The organism is Arthrobacter sp. B2a2-09 (assembly GCF_027587375.1).
Classification (GTDB): domain Bacteria; phylum Actinomycetota; class Actinomycetes; order Actinomycetales; family Micrococcaceae; genus Arthrobacter.
In genome coordinates this window covers 49,077-64,759 of the sequence record NZ_JAMXIC010000023.1, presented here as the reverse complement: position 1 = coordinate 64,759, position 15,683 = coordinate 49,077, and the positions used below count along the sequence as shown (strand labels likewise).

Annotated in this window: 15 protein-coding genes and 1 tRNA gene; 7 read left to right on the top strand and 9 right to left on the bottom strand. The window is 63.2% G+C overall.

Annotated features, from left to right (window positions below; genetic code table 11):
• Nucleotides 1-119 precede the first annotated feature (119 nt).
• From adhP to NFJ07_RS20130, 3 genes are all read left to right on the top strand, one after another.
• On the top strand, nt 120-1,142 hold the full coding sequence (adhP, locus tag NFJ07_RS20140; RefSeq protein ID WP_269997237.1) for an alcohol dehydrogenase AdhP: 1,023 nt from the start codon (nt 120-122) through the stop codon (nt 1,140-1,142).
• Nucleotides 1,142-1,558: a DUF779 domain-containing protein gene (locus NFJ07_RS20135; RefSeq protein WP_269997236.1), complete on the top strand. Its 417-nt coding sequence runs from the start codon at nt 1,142-1,144 to the stop codon at nt 1,556-1,558. The genes adhP and NFJ07_RS20135 overlap by 1 nt, the downstream gene beginning before the upstream one ends.
• Before the next feature lie 112 nt (nt 1,559-1,670).
• Nucleotides 1,671-3,224, top strand: coding sequence for an amino acid permease (locus tag NFJ07_RS20130; protein ID WP_269997235.1), 1,554 nt, complete (start codon nt 1,671-1,673; stop codon nt 3,222-3,224).
• Between the two features lie 65 nt (nt 3,225-3,289).
• On the opposite strand, the gene NFJ07_RS20125 is transcribed toward NFJ07_RS20130, so the two are convergent.
• The 3 genes from NFJ07_RS20125 to NFJ07_RS20115 all read right to left on the bottom strand — a co-directional run bounded on the left by NFJ07_RS20125 (nt 3,290) and on the right by NFJ07_RS20115 (nt 6,026).
• On the bottom strand, nt 3,290-3,925 hold the full coding sequence (locus NFJ07_RS20125) for a DUF2461 domain-containing protein (protein ID WP_269997234.1): 636 nt from the start codon (nt 3,923-3,925) through the stop codon (nt 3,290-3,292).
• A 128-nt stretch (nt 3,926-4,053) separates the two neighbouring features.
• Nucleotides 4,054-5,538, bottom strand: a complete 1,485-nt coding sequence (locus NFJ07_RS20120; RefSeq protein ID WP_269997233.1) for a catalase — start codon at nt 5,536-5,538, stop codon at nt 4,054-4,056.
• Nucleotides 5,535-6,026, bottom strand: a complete 492-nt coding sequence (locus NFJ07_RS20115) for a Fur family transcriptional regulator (protein WP_184738401.1) — start codon at nt 6,024-6,026, stop codon at nt 5,535-5,537. The genes NFJ07_RS20120 and NFJ07_RS20115 overlap by 4 nt, the downstream gene beginning before the upstream one ends.
• Before the next feature lie 137 nt (nt 6,027-6,163).
• On the opposite strand from NFJ07_RS20115, the gene NFJ07_RS20110 reads away from it, so the two are divergent.
• Together NFJ07_RS20110 and htpX are read left to right on the top strand one after the other, a co-directional pair.
• On the top strand, nt 6,164-7,435 hold the full coding sequence (locus NFJ07_RS20110; protein ID WP_269997232.1) for an MFS transporter: 1,272 nt from the start codon (nt 6,164-6,166) through the stop codon (nt 7,433-7,435).
• 169 nt (nt 7,436-7,604) lie between these two features.
• Nucleotides 7,605-8,474, top strand: a complete 870-nt coding sequence (gene htpX / locus NFJ07_RS20105) for a zinc metalloprotease HtpX (RefSeq protein WP_269997231.1) — start codon at nt 7,605-7,607, stop codon at nt 8,472-8,474.
• 52 nt (nt 8,475-8,526) lie between these two features.
• Here htpX and efeB read toward each other — a convergent pair whose 3' ends face one another.
• The 4 genes from efeB to NFJ07_RS20085 all read right to left on the bottom strand — a co-directional run bounded on the left by efeB (nt 8,527) and on the right by NFJ07_RS20085 (nt 13,114).
• A complete protein-coding gene (gene efeB, locus NFJ07_RS20100) occupies nt 8,527-9,936 on the bottom strand; it encodes an iron uptake transporter deferrochelatase/peroxidase subunit (RefSeq protein ID WP_269997230.1) in 1,410 nt (469 codons plus the stop codon).
• The gene (gene efeO / locus NFJ07_RS20095; RefSeq protein ID WP_442865377.1) at nt 9,933-11,159 is read right to left on the bottom strand and encodes an iron uptake system protein EfeO; all 1,227 of its coding nucleotides are present in this window, start codon (nt 11,157-11,159) and stop codon (nt 9,933-9,935) included. The genes efeB and efeO overlap by 4 nt, the downstream gene beginning before the upstream one ends.
• A 34-nt stretch (nt 11,160-11,193) precedes the next feature.
• Nucleotides 11,194-12,066 (bottom strand): iron uptake transporter permease EfeU, encoded by an 873-nt coding sequence (gene efeU, locus NFJ07_RS20090; RefSeq protein ID WP_269997229.1) that lies wholly within the window; start codon nt 12,064-12,066, stop codon nt 11,194-11,196.
• 556 nt (nt 12,067-12,622) lie between these two features.
• Nucleotides 12,623-13,114 (bottom strand): YajQ family cyclic di-GMP-binding protein, encoded by a 492-nt coding sequence (locus NFJ07_RS20085; protein WP_269997228.1) that lies wholly within the window; start codon nt 13,112-13,114, stop codon nt 12,623-12,625.
• A 186-nt stretch (nt 13,115-13,300) separates the two neighbouring features.
• On the opposite strand from NFJ07_RS20085, the gene NFJ07_RS20080 reads away from it, so the two are divergent.
• Nucleotides 13,301-13,561: a hypothetical protein gene (locus NFJ07_RS20080; RefSeq protein ID WP_269997227.1), complete on the top strand. Its 261-nt coding sequence runs from the start codon at nt 13,301-13,303 to the stop codon at nt 13,559-13,561.
• A 134-nt stretch (nt 13,562-13,695) separates the two neighbouring features.
• Nucleotides 13,696-13,777: transfer RNA gene (locus tag NFJ07_RS20075), tRNA-Tyr, on the top strand.
• A 65-nt stretch (nt 13,778-13,842) separates the two neighbouring features.
• On the opposite strand, the gene NFJ07_RS20070 is transcribed toward NFJ07_RS20075, so the two are convergent.
• Complete coding sequence (locus tag NFJ07_RS20070; protein WP_269997226.1) at nt 13,843-15,111, bottom strand: site-specific integrase; 1,269 nt, start codon at nt 15,109-15,111, stop codon at nt 13,843-13,845.
• Nucleotides 15,095-15,595: a helix-turn-helix transcriptional regulator gene (locus NFJ07_RS20065; RefSeq protein WP_269997225.1), complete on the bottom strand. Its 501-nt coding sequence runs from the start codon at nt 15,593-15,595 to the stop codon at nt 15,095-15,097. The genes NFJ07_RS20070 and NFJ07_RS20065 overlap by 17 nt, the downstream gene beginning before the upstream one ends.
• Nucleotides 15,596-15,683 lie beyond the last annotated feature (88 nt).

Below are 15,683 nucleotides of genomic sequence, written 5' to 3'. Positions count from 1 at the left end.
ACTTGACCTGGCGGGGAGTGTTCAGCTCAGATCACTCCCCGCCGAACCACCCTGGCCATCCCTCAGGAAAGCAGCACCCACACCGCACACCTAGCTTTAACGACGCAAGGATTTCGCCAATGACGACGACAATGCAAGCAGCCGTAGTAACAGAATTCGGAAAAGACCTTCAGATCCAGTCCCTTCCCCTTCCCACGCCTGGCCGAGGAGAAGCGTTGGTCAAGGTCATCACCAGCGGCGTCTGCCACACGGACCTGCACGCCGCGGAGGGGGACTGGCCGGTCAAGCCTTCACCGCCGTTCGTGCCTGGCCACGAAGGAGTGGGCGAAGTGGTGGCCCTCGGTGAGGGCGTCACTGACCTGGCCGTCGGGGACCTTGTGGGCAACGCGTGGCTCTGGTCCGCCTGTGGCGACTGCCAGTTCTGCCGGACCGGTTGGGAAACGCTGTGCGAGGCACAGAAGAACGCCGGCTACAGCGTGGACGGCTCCTTCGGGGAGTACATGCTGGTGGACAGCCGGTTCGCAGCGAGGATTCCGGCAGGTTCGGATCCCGTGGAGGTTGCCCCGGTGCTGTGCGCCGGAGTCACCGTCTACAAGGGATTGAAGATGACCGAGGCCAAGCCGGGCCAATGGGTCACCATCTCCGGCATCGGCGGCCTGGGACACATCGCCGTCCAATACGCAGTGGCCATGGGCCTGAGGGTTGCCGCAGTGGACATCGCCGACGACAAACTCGCCCTCGCCAAAAAACACGGCGCAGAGCTCACGGTCAACGCCCTGCACGAAGATCCCGCGGAAGTCATCCAGCGGGAAACCGGAGGCTGCCACGGCGTCTTGGTCACGGCAGTGCACCCGTCGGCATTCGGGCAGGCGATCGGCATGGCTCGACGTGGCGGGACCATCGTCTTCAACGGACTCCCGCCGGGCGACTTCCCTGCCCCGATCTTCGAGATTGTGCTCAAGGGCCTGACCGTCCGTGGCTCGATCGTGGGAACGCGCCAGGACCTGGAGGAAGCGCTCGACTTCTATGCGCAGGGCAAGATCCACCCGACCGTGTCCACACGCGAGCTCTCCGAGGTGAACGCGGTTTTTGACGAAATGAAGCATGCCAAGATCGACGGCCGCGTGGTGCTGAGGTTCTAATGCCCCACAATAGGCTTGACGCCGCAGTGACGCTGCCCGGGGAAGACTTTTCCCGGGTGGCGCTCACCGCCGTTTCCATCGAACTCCTTCGGAAGTTGTGGGAGCAACACGGTCCGCTCATGTTCCACCAGTCAGGCGGCTGCTGCGATGGTTCCTCACCCATGTGTTACCCGGCCGGCGAATTCATTACCGGTGATTCGGACGTTCTACTCGGACTTTTCGACATTGGCGGGGCCGAACGGCCGCAGCCTTTGGAGTTCTGGATGTCCCGGGAGCAGTTCAATTACTGGTCCCACACCCATCTGACGGTGGACGTAGTGGACGGTCGCGGGAGTGGCTTCTCCGTGGAATCGCCTGAGGGGAAACGCTTCCTTATCCGTTCCACCTTGATGGATTGGAACGTCCCCACGCTCTGAAGATAGGCGGTTCTTGCGTCTCGCGATGTGGGACAAATGTGGGAGTCCATTGGCTGGACACTACTCTTGATGAGTCTGTTTCTACCACCTCATCAAGATTGTGGACTCTTCTATGAACCTCTTCCGGACCAAATCGATCGAGCAGTCCATTGCGGACGCCGATGAGCCCGGACGCAAGCTCAAGCGTTCCCTCAGCACCTGGGATCTGATGATCATGGGCGTCGCCGTTGCCGTCGGTGCTGGGATCTTCTCCGTCGGCGCCAAGGCCGCCGCGAATTTTGCCGGCCCCGCCGTGACGATCTCCTTCGCCGTCGCGGCCGTCACGTGTGCCTTGGCCATCATGTGCTACGCCGAATTCGCTACCGCGATCCCGGTCGCCGGGTCCGCCTACGTCTTCACCTACGCCACCATGGGTGAAGTCCTTGCTTGGATCATTGGCTGGAACCTCATCCTTGAACTGTTTACGGCTGCTGCCGTCATCGCCAAGTACTGGGGCATCTACCTGAGCAAAGTGTTCGGGCTCATGGGCGTGGATATGCCTCCGGCCTTGAACATCGCCGGTGTGGATCTCTATTGGGGCGCTTTCCTGATTGTCGCCATCTTCACGGCGCTCCTCGTGCTCGGTACCAAGCTCTCCGCCCGCGTAGGCAACGTCTTCACGCTGATCAAGATCGCCGTGGTGCTGTTCGTGATTGTTGTCGGCTTCACCTACGTGAAGTTCTCCAACTACACGCCCTTTGTCCCGGCATCGCAGCCTACCGGGGGCACCGACGGTGCGGATGTGATGAAGCAGTCCTTCTTCGGCTTCCTCACCGGGGCGGTCCCGGCGCAGTACGGAACGCTGGGTATCTTTGCCGGCGCAGCCTTGGTGTTCTTTGCCTTCATCGGCTTCGACGTGGTTGCCACCTCTGCGGAAGAGGTCAAGAACCCGCAGAAGACCTTGCCCCGGGGCATCTTCGGCGGACTGGCGCTCGTGACGCTGCTGTACATCCTGGTCTCCCTTGCCCTGACCGGCATGGTGTCCTACACACAACTCGCCGAAGCCAAGAACCCCACCCTGACCACGGCCTTCGAGGCGGTTGGAAACACCGACGCGGCCAAGGTCATTGCCTTTGGCTCCCTGATCGGTTTGACCACCGTCATCATGGTGCTGCTCATGGGCCTGGCCCGCGTGGTCCTTGCCATGAGCCGCGACGGCCTGCTTCCGCGCGCGCTGTCCAAGACGAGCGAGAAGCGTTCGACGCCGGTCCGCCTCCAGATCATCTGTGGCGCTGCCGTGGCAATCGTCGCCGGTCTGACCAACGTGGATCTTCTGGAAGAAATGATCAACATCGGTACCCTCTCCGCCTTCGTCATGGTGAGCCTGGGCATCCTGGTCCTGCGTAAGAAGCGGCCGGATCTGAAGCCGGCTTTCCGGGTTCCGTTCGGCAAGGTGCTTCCGGTGGTCTCGGCCGTCCTGTGCGTCTACTTGATGACAAACCTGGCCGTGGAGACCTGGATCTTCTTCGCCATCTGGCTGGCAATCGGACTTGCCATCTACTTTGCCTACGGTCAGCGCCACTCCCGCCTGAACGAGAAGTTCGCTTCGGCGAAGGCCGCGGTATCCGGGAAAGCCGCTGTCTCCGACAAGAGCGGCGAGGACAGCGAGCATCTCACGAAGGTCTAGCGCGCGGGATCCGGTGAACCCCCTTGGGCTCCAGCCCGAGGGGGTTTCCTGTTGATTGGCGGCGATCAGGGCGCGGCGTGCTCGCTCATCCACTCGACCAGCGGCCGCAATTTCTCCCAGCGGGCAGCGATTTCCTTCCTGGCTTCGGGCGTGGACAACCACGCGGGCTCGCCTAACTCGACACCCGCGGACAAGGACTTGTGTTTGAGCAGTTCAGCCCGGGGATGGTCCTTGTCGAATCCACGCGGCACAGTCTTCAGTTTTTCGCCCTCGATCGCAAACCCCGCGGCTGCTACTGCGTCAACGATCTGCTGTAGGGCTTCGCCGCTGGCGGGCGCATCAACAGCCGCGCGGAAGCGGTTGATCTGGGCGGGCGAATACGCGTGGCAACCGCCGCCGATGAGCAGTCCTTCGGCGCTCAGTTGGACATAGAAGCCGGTGCCTTCCTTGGTGGCGGCGAAGGCACCTTGCGCCGTCTTATAGGGCGATTTGTCGGGCGAGAACCGGACGTCCCGGTTAGGGCGGAAAATCTTGGACGGACCGAATTCGTCCTCCAACTCGGCAAGCAGAAGCGATAGGGGCTCCTTGATGGATGCGTCGTAGATGTCCTTGTGCGCCAACCACCATTCGCGGTTGTTGTTCTCTTCAAGCTCGGCATAGAACTCAATGGCTGCGGCGGGGATCCCGGTAAATGTGCTCATGAAAGGATCCTATGGACGGCCGCACAAGCCTGACCAGAGCCGAAATGCGCTATGTGGATAATCCCGGTTAAACGAAGGGACCCCGCTGCGGAGATTCCGCGGCGGGGTCGCTTCGTTTGTGGACGTTGTTACAGCTTGTTGGCTGCCTCTGCAGCCGACTCGCCTTCGCCTGCGCCGAGGTTGGCGCGCAGCTTGGCACCGAGTTCAGCATCGACGTTGATCCAGTACTGGATGGCGCGTTCCTTGATGTCGGCGCTCTTGACGCCACCCACGGCGCCAGTGATGGTCTCCAGCAGGCGGGCCTTGGCGCCGTCGTCGTAGACCTCGCGGTACAGCGCGCCGGCCTGAACGAAGTCGCCGTCCTCGGCGTGGAGGGAGTGCGCGGAGTGCGTCAGCTCGCCGTCGTTCTCCCAGCCACCGGCGGGGTTCTGCGGCTCAACAGCAGCCGGGCCACCCACGGAGTTCGGTGCGTAGACCGGAACCGAAGGAGCGTTGAACAGGTAGCGTCCCGCGCCGTCCTGGCTGTAGTTGTTGACCTGGTTCTTCGGCTGGTTCACCGGGATCTGGGCGTGGTTGGTGCCCACACGGTAGCGGTGTGCGTCAGCGTAGGAGAAGATGCGGGCCTGCAGCATCTTGTCCGGTGAGGCAGCGATACCCGGAACGAAGTTCGACGGCGCGAAGGTGGCCTGCTCGATCTGCGCGAAGTAGTTCTCCGGGTTCTTGTTGAGCTCCATGGTGCCCACGTGGATCAGCGGGTAGTCCGCGTGCGGCCACACCTTGGTGAGGTCGAACGGGTTGAAGCGGTAGGTCTTGGCGTCCTCGTAAGGCATGACCTGAACGTGCAGTTCCCAGGACGGGAAGTTGCCGGCGGCAATGTTCTCCTGGAGGTCGCGGATGTAGAAGTCCGCATCCGAGCCGGCCAGCTCTTCAGCCTGGTCGCCGGACATGCTCTTGACGCCCTGGTTGGACTTGAAGTGGTACTTGACCCAGAAACGCTCGCCCTCGGCGTTGATCCACTGGTAGGTGTGCGAGCCGTAGCCCTGCATCTCACGCCAGGAAGCCGGCAGGCCACGATCGCCCATGAGCCAAGTGACCTGGTGTGCGGACTCGGGGGAGAGGGTCCAGAAGTCCCACTGCATGTCGGCGTCGCGCAGGTGGGTGCCCGGGAGCCGCTTCTGGGAGTGGATGAAGTCCGGGAACTTGATGCCGTCGCGGATGAAGAACACCGGGGTGTTGTTGCCCACGAGGTCGTAGTTGCCCTCTGAAGTGTAGAACTTGACGGCGAAGCCGCGGGGGTCGCGCCACGTGTCCGGGGAGCCGTTCTCACCTGCAACGGAGGAGAAACGGATGAGCATGTCCGTCTCGACGCCCGGCTGCAGGAAAGCTGCCTTCGTGTACTTGGAAACGTCCGAGGAAGTCTTGAAGGTACCGAAAGCGCCGCCACCTTTGGCGTGGACAACACGCTCCGGGACGCGCTCGCGGTTGAACTGAGCGAGCTTTTCCACCAGGTAGTGGTCGGTCAGGATGATGGCACCGTCGGCGCCAACGGACTTGGAATGCGCGTCCGAGGTGACGGGTGCGCCCGACTGGGTGGTCGAGATGTTCGCGGTCATCGTTCTCCTATTTCGTGGGTTACTTGCGTTTGAGTAGGAAGCTGTTGTTTGGCCTGGCAGTCCTGGCAGATGCCTTGGTACAGGACATCTGCGATCTGGATGGTCATGGGTTTGGAGTGCTCATCCCAGTGCGGGGTGAGGCAGGGGGCATGGCCTACGGCGCAGTCGACATCCTCCACCCGGCCGCAACTGATGCAGACGGCGTGGTGGTGGTTGTCGCCCACACGTGTCTCGTACAGCGCGGGAGAGTGGGGCGGTTCGAACCGTCGCAACATCTGTAGGTCCGTGAGGTCGCTCAGCACCACATAAACAGACTGCGCTGTCAGTTCGGGAAGATCCTTGCGTGCGGCAGCCAGGATGCCTTCGGCGGGGGAATGTGGATTGTGCTGAACGGCGGCAAGAACTGCAAGACGCTGCTTGGTCACGCGGCGTCCGTGGGAATGCAGGGCGGAAGCCCACGCTTCCTGGTCTGCCGTGTGATCTGCCATACGCCCATTGAAGCACTTATTATGAGTACTTCACAATAAGGTGAGGCTAACTTCGGATGAACCCGCCGACGGCGGCCCGGACGGCGCCGTACGCGGCGCTCCGGGAGGGCGGACGGGTTGGTGGGTAGGGTTGGACGGTGGCAAAACTCCTGGCTGACATGACCCCGCTTCGCGAAAGCCCCGCATTCCGCCGCCTCTGGCTGGGGTCTTCGGTCTCGATGGTCGGATCCCAGCTGACCCTGGTTGCCGTGAGCCTCGAGGTCTACAGCATCACCCAGCAGAGCCTCTACGTGGGCCTGCTCAGTATCTTTGCCCTGGTTCCGCTGGTGATTGCGGGTTTGTTTGGCGGCGCCCTTTCGGATGCCTACGACCGGCGGAAAGTTGCCATTGTTGCGTCCCTCGTTTTGTGGGCCTGCAGCGTGGCACTGGCCCTCCAAGCGTGGTTCGAGCTGAACAATGTCTGGATCCTGTTCGTCCTCGTCGCGATCCAGAGCGGCGCGCAAGGTATCAACGCGCCGGCACGCAGTGCCATCATTCCCTTGCTGGTCCGCAAGGAACTGCTGCCCGCCGCCAACGCCTTGAGCATGCTCAACATGGGCATTTCCATGACGGCTGGACCCCTGCTGGCCGGTGTGCTGGTTGCTTCGAGCGGTTTTGGCTGGACCTACACGATCGATGCCCTGAGCTTCGCCTTCGCGCTGTGGAGCCTTTTCAAGCTCCCGGCCCTTCCCGCGGCCGCGAACGCGTCGGCACCCGGCCTGCGCTCCGTCGTCGAAGGCTTCCGTTTCCTGGGCACCCGGCCCAACCTCCGCATGACCTTCATCATCGACCTCATAGCGATGATCTGTGCCCAGCCGCGCGCCCTCATGCCTGCGATCGGAGCCACCATGATCGGGGGCGGCGATACCACCGTGGGTGTGCTGCTCGCCTCCGTGGCTGTGGGCGCCTTCCTGGCTGGACTATTCTCCGGGCCGTTGGGGAGGGTGCGACGCCAGGGCAGTGCGGTGGTATGGTCCGTGGCTGGATGGGGCTTCTCGATCGCATCTTTCGGCCTGGTAGTGGTCCTGGCCGGGGACACCGGGCGCGACGGTGTGACACTCTGGATCATCCCGGCGGCTATGTGTTGTGCCCTTGCCGGGATCTCGGACTCCGTCAGCGCGGTCTTCCGCACCACCTTCCTGCAATCGGCCACTCCGGACCACATGCGGGGACGGTTGCAAGGCGTGTTCATCGTGGTGGTTTCGGGCGGTCCGCGAGTGGGGGACATGCTCGCCGGTGGTGTCACCAAGGTTCTCAGCGAAGGCTGGGTGCTGCTCCTCGGCGGCGTTCTTTGCGCAGTGCTGGCGTGGCTCGTGGCGCGCGGGCAGCGCGGATTCCTCCGGTACGATTCCCTCCACCCGGTGCCCTAGCCCGGGCTCAACTCCGCGCCCAAGTAGCTGACAGTTGTTGTCGTTATAGCGGCTCAGAACGACATTAAATGCGAGCTAGTTGGGCGGAACGTCCGGGCCGCCGTCGGCGTTAATCGGAACAGAACCCATGCAATGCAAGACAAAAGCCAGACCGCAAGAAAGTAGTGAAGTGCATAATCATCACAATGGCCTGAAGACCGCAGCGCTATTCGGTGTGCTCTGGGCGGTGCTGCTGGGACTTGGTGCCGTGATCGGTGTGGGCACCCGCAGTGCGTCGCCCATCTGGATCATGGCAGTCATCGGCATCGCGACAACGGCTTATGGATATTGGAACAGCGACAAGATCGCCATCCGCTCCATGGCCGCGTTCCCGGTTTCGGAGGCGGAGGCTCCGCAGCTGTACCAGATCGTCCGGGAACTCTCCGTGCGGGCGAACCAGCCCATGCCGCGGATCTACATTTCTCCCACCATGACCCCCAATGCCTTCGCCACGGGACGCAACCCGAAGAACGCCGCCGTCTGCTGCACCGCAGGCATCCTGAACTTGCTCGACGCCCGCGAACTCCGCGGCGTCCTCGGGCATGAACTCATGCACGTCTACAACCGCGACATCCTCACCTCGTCCATCGCGGCCGCCGTCGCCGGCGTGATTACTTCGGTGGGCCAGATGCTGCTTTTCTTCGGTGGCGGGGACCGGCGGAACGCCAATCCGATTGCGATGATCGCCATGGCGCTCCTGGCGCCGTTTGCCGCCTCGCTGATCCAGCTCGCTATTTCCCGCACCAGGGAGTACGACGCCGACCACGACGGCGCGGAGCTCACCGGCGATCCGCTGGCGCTCGCCTCAGCCCTCCGCAGGATCGAAGCGGGCGTGAAGCAGGTGCCGCTGCCACAGGATCAGCGCCTCGTGAACACTTCGCACCTCATGATTGCCAACCCGTTCCGCGGCGGTGCCATGACCAAGCTGTTCGCCACCCACCCGCCCATGCGTGAGCGCATCGAGCGGCTCGAGCGGATGGCCGGACGGCCGCTTTCCTAGCCAGCGGTCCCGTAAGTCAGCCTACCGATGCCGCGTTCGACGACGGGCGGCTTCATGCGAACAAGCCCTCACCAATGAAGCCGCCCGCCTTGATGCCCGGGGGCACCGCGAAGAGGCCGGAACCCGTGTGCTTGAGGTACTCCAGGGCCAGCTTGTCGCTCTTTGCCATGGCCATCTGCATGGGCACGTAGTGCGTCCGCGGGTCCTTGACGAAGGCGATGAAGAACAGCCCCGCGTCGAGGTGGCCGAGTCCGTCCGAGCCGTCGGTGTACTTGTATCCGCGGCGAAGCATCTTCACGCCGTTGTTCTGATCCGCGTGCGCCAGGCGGACGTGGGAATCGATCGGAATCAACGGCTCGCCGTCGCGGCCCTTGATCCCAAAGTCCGGGGTCGTGAATTCTTCCCCTCCGGACAGCGGCGCTCCAGCACCCTTCGTGCGACCGATCAGCCCTTCCTGTTCGCGGAGCGAGGTCCTGTCCCAGATCTCGATATGCATTCGAATCCGCCGGGAGATCAGATAGCTGCCGCCAGCCATCCACGCTTCACCCTGGCGGGTTCCGGTGGTGGCCCAGACGTGCTCGTTGAGGAGTGCCGCGTCCTCTGCCTTCAGGTTGGCCGTGCCGTCCTTGAAGCCGAAAAGGTTGCGGGCGGTTGTCTGGGCCCGGGATGTGGAGGAAGTGCGGCCGAAGCCCAGCTGGGACCAGCGGACGCGCACCTTGCCAAAGCCGATGCGTGCGAGGTTCCGGATCGCATGCACGGCGACCTGGGGATCGTCGGCGCACGCCTGGACCACAATGTCGCCGCCGGTACGCGCAGCCTCGAGGGCATCGCCGGGGAAATGCGGCAGGTCAATCAGGGCGTCGGGTCGGCGGCCCTCTAAGCCGAAGCGGGGCTTGCCGTCCTTTTCGAAGAGGCCCGGGCCAAAGCCGAACGTCAACGTCAGCTTGCCCGCTGCCAGATCGAGGGCTTCGCCGGTGTCTTCCGGCGGCGCGTCGTAGGGGCCGTCGACGGCGCCAGTCGCGCCCGTTGTGCTGCCGGCGGTCATTGCTTCGGCCGCGGCAGTCCAGTCCTTCAGGAGCTGGATTACTGCGGCCCGGTCCTCAATGGTGACGTCGAAGGCAGCCATGTGGAGGCGGTCCTGGGCCGGAGTGATGATGCCGGCTTGGCGTTCGCCGTAGAAGGGAACCACCTCGCTTGCGGTGCTGGTCGGCGCGGCCACTGCGGCAACAGCATCATGGCTGAGGTATCCGGCGGCAAGGCCTGCCACGGCGCCGGCGCCGCCCACGCCTGCGAGGGAGAACAGTCCTCGACGCGACATGCCGCGCTTGGCGCCCATCCCGCGCTGGGCGGGTCCGACGGCGCCAGCTGGGGTGCCAGGATCGGTTGCCGGCCCGACGGCGGCAGCCGGGGTCCCGCCGTCGGGCGCTTCAGCGGGCTCGTGGTTGAAAGGGCAGCCGCTCACAGGACCACGGCTGAGGTGAGCTTGGACAACGGCTCTCCCAGGGCGTCGACCAGTGCGGCGAGCTGCTGGACCTCGGCGCGGCTGAGTTGGTTGTAGTACGCGAAGCCGTCACCCTTGGCGTGTTTCTTGAGCTCGGCCTGCAGCGCAGCGAACTTCTCGTCGAGGCTCGTGGCCAGGGCGGGATCTTTCTGCGCGAGCGCGGGCTTGAGGTTTTCGAACGCGATCCGGGCGCCGTCGACGTTGGCTTGGAAGTCCCAGAGGTCAGTGTGGGACCAGATTTCTTCCTCGCCGGTGACCTTGCCTCGCGCAACTTCGTCCAGGAGTTCCTTGGCGCCGTTGCCGAGCTTGTCCGCGGAGAGCACCACCGTGCGGGTGCGCTTGCCGAGCTCCTCGGTATCGGAGACGAGCTGCGTGGCGATCTTGGTCCGTTCGGTGGCCGTCAGGGCCGTGTAACCTGTCGGCGGGAAGAGGTCCTTCTCCGCGCGATGCCAGCCGGTCCAATCCTGGCCGGGCTCAAGGTCGGCTTCGCGGGCGTCGAGCTTGGGGTCGAGGTCGCCGAAGGATTCCGCGACGGGTTCGATCCGCTCCCAGTGCATGCGGGTTGCGGCGTAGAGCTCGCGGGCCTTTGTCGCGTCCCCCGCGGCGTAGGCATCAGCGAAGGCCTTGGTGCCGGTCACGAGCTGCTCGGTCTGGTCTTTGACGTACGCCGTGTATTGCTGGACGCCGGTGTCCACGAGCTTCTGGAAATCGGCGTCGACGCCGGTCTTGTTTCCGGAATCCGTGACCTCAAAAGCGGCACGGATCCCGTCGCCCTGCATGCCGGGCTTGCACGCGGTGGTGTACTTGCCCGCGGAAGCTGTGACCACCAGGTTGCGGGTCAGTCCGGGACCGATGTTCTCCACTTCGCCGACGATCCGCAAGCCGTCCTCGGCGAGGAGGTAGAACTCGGTGATTTCCGTGCCTTCGTTCTTGACGGCGAAGCTCAGGTTGCCGCTGGGGACGCTTCCGGTGGAAACCTTGCACTCGGTTTTGGTGCTGGACACCTGGATCGGTCCGGCGGAGGCGCTGGAGCCTGGAGTCTTTGCGTTGTCGGTGCAGCCGGTGAGTACCAGCGGAACGGTGGCGGCCGCGGCGACCAGGGCAAGGGACTTCCGACAGCGGGACGTCATTTTGGGCAGGGTCATTTTGGGCAGCGCTATTTTGGGCAGGGGAGTGCCAGGCATGGGGTTTCCTTCTGTTGTGGAGTGCGAGAAGCGTTTAGGCGGCGTTGGCGGCCTGGGAAGGAGCGGCGTTTTCTGCGACTGCGTCTCTCCCCGAGGAATCTGCCGGAGTGGAGCCGTTGGCGCGGATATAGAAGAAGAGCACAGGGATCACGTACAGCAACCAGGCTCCGGCTTCGAGCCAGGTGGTGGCCGGGGACAAGTTGAGGGTGCCCTTCAGCAAGGTTCCGTACCAGGACGACGGCGGGATGGCCGCTGAGACGTCGAACGCGAGGTTGTGGAGCCCGGGCAGGATTCCTGCCTCCTGGAGGTCATGGATGCCATAGGCCAGCACGCCACCCGCGATCACGATGAGTCCGACGCCGGTCCAGGTGAAGAACCGCGAAAGATTGACCTTGAGGACTCCGCGGTGCAACAGGTATCCGAGCCCCGCGGCAACGGCCAAGCCGAGCAGTGCGCCGAGCAGCGGCTGCGACGACTCGCCGGCGGCCTGGGCAGCAGCCCAAAGGAACAGCGCCGTCTCGAGTCCTTCGCGGCCCACCGCGAGTGCCGCCACGACCACGAGGCCCCACGCGGCGCCGTCGGCCATTTTGTCCACTTGGAACTTCAACTCGCCGCCAAGGCTGCGGGCAGTACGCGCCATCCAGAAGACCATCCAGGTGACGAGCGCGACGGCGACAATGGACAATCCGCCCCCGATCGCCTCTTGTGCGGCGAAAGTCAGTCCCTGTGGACCAAAAGTGAGCAGGGCCCCGAAGGCGATGGAAACGGCCACCGCGATGCCAACGCCGGCCCAAAGCCGGGGGAGCATCGAGCGGCGTCCGGTCTTGACCAGGTAGGCCATGAGAAGGACCACAACGAGGGTGGCTTCAAGGCCTTCGCGCAGGCCGATCAGGAAGTTCGCGGTCATGTGGAATCTTTCGTTAGGGGAGCCACACTTAGGCTCGCCTAAGGAAGTACAGTACCCGTTAGGCGCGATTACGCAAAAGAAGAGTGTCGTAATTATTTTGAGTGGTTGTCACGCGCGGCGGTCTTTTGGCCGCGGCGGATAGGTGCAGTCGCGGAATCCCGGGGTCTCGCCAGGCCTCAACCCCAAAAAGTTGCGCGGCGTGACGCGCCGGGTAGCCACAAGCCTGCCGGTTACTTTGCCGCAAAGATTTCGTAAAGATCCCGCCGAAAGGCTGAGAACGGGTCCTGCTTGCCGATAGCTTTGGAGACGCGCCGTCACTTGGGTTTCCCCCAATCCTCAAGTGGCGGCGCCTCTGGAAGTTGGAGCCGACACGTGCCGCGCGCTCGGCCACGCGACGCCGTCGATCACCCTGAGCACCTACTCGCACCTCTTGCCGATTGCCGAAGACAAGACGAGGACCGCAGGATCAAGGCTGATCGCTGCGGTCCCTGGGGTTCTGCGGACTACGTGCGGACTACGGAAACGGTATCCCAGTAATCACGCGGCAGAACCGGTCTTAGCTGCGGAAGTTCACAAACTGGAGATCGGCCTCGTCGAACTTCTTCAGGATGTTCATGGTTTCCTGCAGGTCATCGCGGGACTTCGAGGTGACGCGGAGTTCGTCGCCCTGGATCTGGGACTTGACGGACTTCGGGGCTTCGTCGCGGATGATCTTGTTGATCTTTTTCGCCATGTCCTGGGCAATGCCCTCCTTGATGGAGCATTCCAGTCGGAATTCCTTGCCGGAGGGGTAGGGCTCGCCCTGGTCGAGGGACTTCAGGGAAATGCCGCGCTTGATGAGCTTGGACTGGAATACGTCCAGGACAGCGAGGATGCGATCCTCGGAGTTGGCCTTCATGAGGATCTTCTCGCCGCTGAAGTCGATCTCCGCGCCGACGCCCTTGAAGTCGTATCGCTGTGCGATTTCCTTCTGGGACTGGTGGAGCGCGTTGGCGACTTCCTGCTTGTCTACCTTGCTGACGACGTCGAATGTGGATTCGCCTGCCATGACTCTCCTTTGATTGGTGCGTTGCGACCCGGAAACGGGCGGCTTTGTCTGCCAACCAGCCTAATACGGAAGCGCCCCGCGTGTGCTGAACGTTCACAGTTCGCTCACAGCACACGCATGGCCGGAACTGAGACTGCCCGGACAGAGTTGTATCAGTTTGAAGAGCCCATCCTGAAAGGGAGCACCATGAGCAACCAGGCCGTCCGTTACGTCACCAAGTCAGCTGCTGCCGCCGCCGGTTCAATCGGAGTCGCTGCCGCCACCGCCGCAACTGCGGTTGCAGCCGCAGCGCTCGCGGCCTCCGTGGTCTTGAGCCCGGTCCCGGACGCGGCATCGCGGATGGATGGCATCCACGCGGACTTGCTGCGGGCCGTGCAGCTCAACCAGATCACGCTGGAGCAGGCAGCCAGTTTCGAGGCCAAGCTGGTTGGCCGGATTCTTGGTTAGCCTGAGATTTCCGCCGATTTTGTGGCCTCGAGGGCTCGATTCGATTCTTCGGCAGAAGTTCTGTAAGGTTGTCTTGCTCGCGCTTACCGGATCGGAAACGAAACGATGATCGGGAGTGACTTCTTTTGAAGTTCGGCAGATTACCCGAGCGGCCAAAGGGGGCTGACTGTAAATCAGCTGGCAACGCCTACGGGGGTTCGAATCCCTCATCTGCCACATCCCCGGATTTCCGGGAAACTTAGACCCGCTGGGATCTCTTCGGAGGTTCCGGCGGGTCTTTTTTATTGCCCGGTGATCACAGTTGTGAGCACACTCTTGCGTGCCGGTAGCAGAGAGGCCGCACCTTCTACCGCGTTGCGGGCCGCGTCACCCACCATGTGCGCGTAGAGGTCCCGGGTGATCTGGCTGTTCGAGTGGCCCATGGACTTGGACACGATGGCCAGATCCTGGCCGCTGGCGAGCATCAGAGAGGCGTGCAGGTGCCGCAGATCGTGGAGCCTCATCATCGGTAGCCCGGCCTTGGTCACCATCGTTTCGAACAGCTTGGACACGTAGCCCGGGCGGAGCTGGCGCCCGTCCTCGTACGTGAACACCCGCCCTGAGGCCGTGTATGCGTCGTCCCAGGTCTGGCGCTCCTGATGTTGCTGGAACTGCCACGCGATCAGTGCCGCCACGGCACGGTCGGAGAGTGCCACGACGCGGTCTTGGCCGGCGTCGGTCTTGATGGTGCCTTCAATGACTGCCTTGCCCACTTGGACGAGCTGCATGCGGACGATCAGCTTCCGGCCGGGGAGGTCCACGTCCTGCCAGCGGAGTCCGCAGAGCTCGCCGCGGCGCATGCCGGAGAGGATGGCCACCTCGAACAGCGCCGCGAGGCGGTGCCCGATTTTGCCGTTGGGACGGCCGTGGCTGTCCACGTTCTCATAGCTGGCAATGAAGTCCAGGAAGGTTCCGGCGTCTCCGGGCTCCCACACCTTGATCTTCTTCTTCTCGACCTTGGGCAGGCGTGCGCCGGCGGCTACGTTCTCGGCTAGGAGCCCGTCCTGCACGGCGTCGGTCAGGGCGCTGGAGAGCGTGGCGTGGATCCTCTTGATCGTCACGGGCCCGCGGCCGTTGTCCTGTAGGGACTTGATCATTCCGGCCACGTGAGCCCGCCGCAGATCCCGCAGGAGCAGCTTGGGCCCGAAGGCCGGGACGATGTCCTTGGCCACGTAGCTCTTGTACATGCGCAGCGTTGAGGGCTTGAGCTGCTTGTGCTGTTCCTGGGCCTCGAGCCATTCGGTGACGTATGCGGCGGCTGTCGTCTTCTTGAAGTCGTAGACCTGCCCGCGGAGCTGCTTCTCAGCCTCCCGCATGGCCTCCTCGGCATCTCCCGACGACGTGTAGCTGTAGTCCGTCAGGTAGCGTCGTTTTCCGCTGACGGGGTCGAAGCCGGCCGAGAGGCGGAAACCCCATGTGCCGTGCCGGTAGTTCTTGAGCTTGGGACACTTCGCCCCGTACTGCTTGCCATTCTCGTCGCGGCAACCACACCGCCTAGTTACCTTCGCCATTGCCTTCCTCCTTGGGCTGCTTCGATACGTGGGCGGAGATCCTTTCGTCGATGGACTTGAGCCGGTCAGATACGTCGGCACTCAAGATCGCCTGTGCACGTCCGGCGGCTGCCCAGGCTTCGCGTACCTCGTCCATCAGGTCACGGAGTAGATCAAGGGTCTTATCAGAGGCCCCCGCCAGGTTCTGGGACAACCCGAGGAGCAGGCCCCTTCCAACGATCAGGTTTCCAGCCGTTACCACCTTCACGTCGAGCGGTGGGGTGAAAAGGTTTGCGGGAGTTGTCTCGAGTACATGTGCGACGGCTACGACCTCCTGTGCGATCATCGCCCGGTCGCCGGCCTCCAGCATGTAGATGGTTTGTGGTGGCCAAGCCTTTCCAAACACTGCCCCCACATCGGCCCCTAGTGCCTTGGCTGTGATTCCTAACGCCTCGCGTCGGGTCTTGACGTTGTGCCCGATGACCTGGGGCATTGTCCACTGCATAGGTTTCCTCTCCTGGTAGTCGTCTAGAGATTACATCACAAAGTCAGGGTTGCATAGGTGAAGATAGTGGCCTACAGTTTGTTATGTA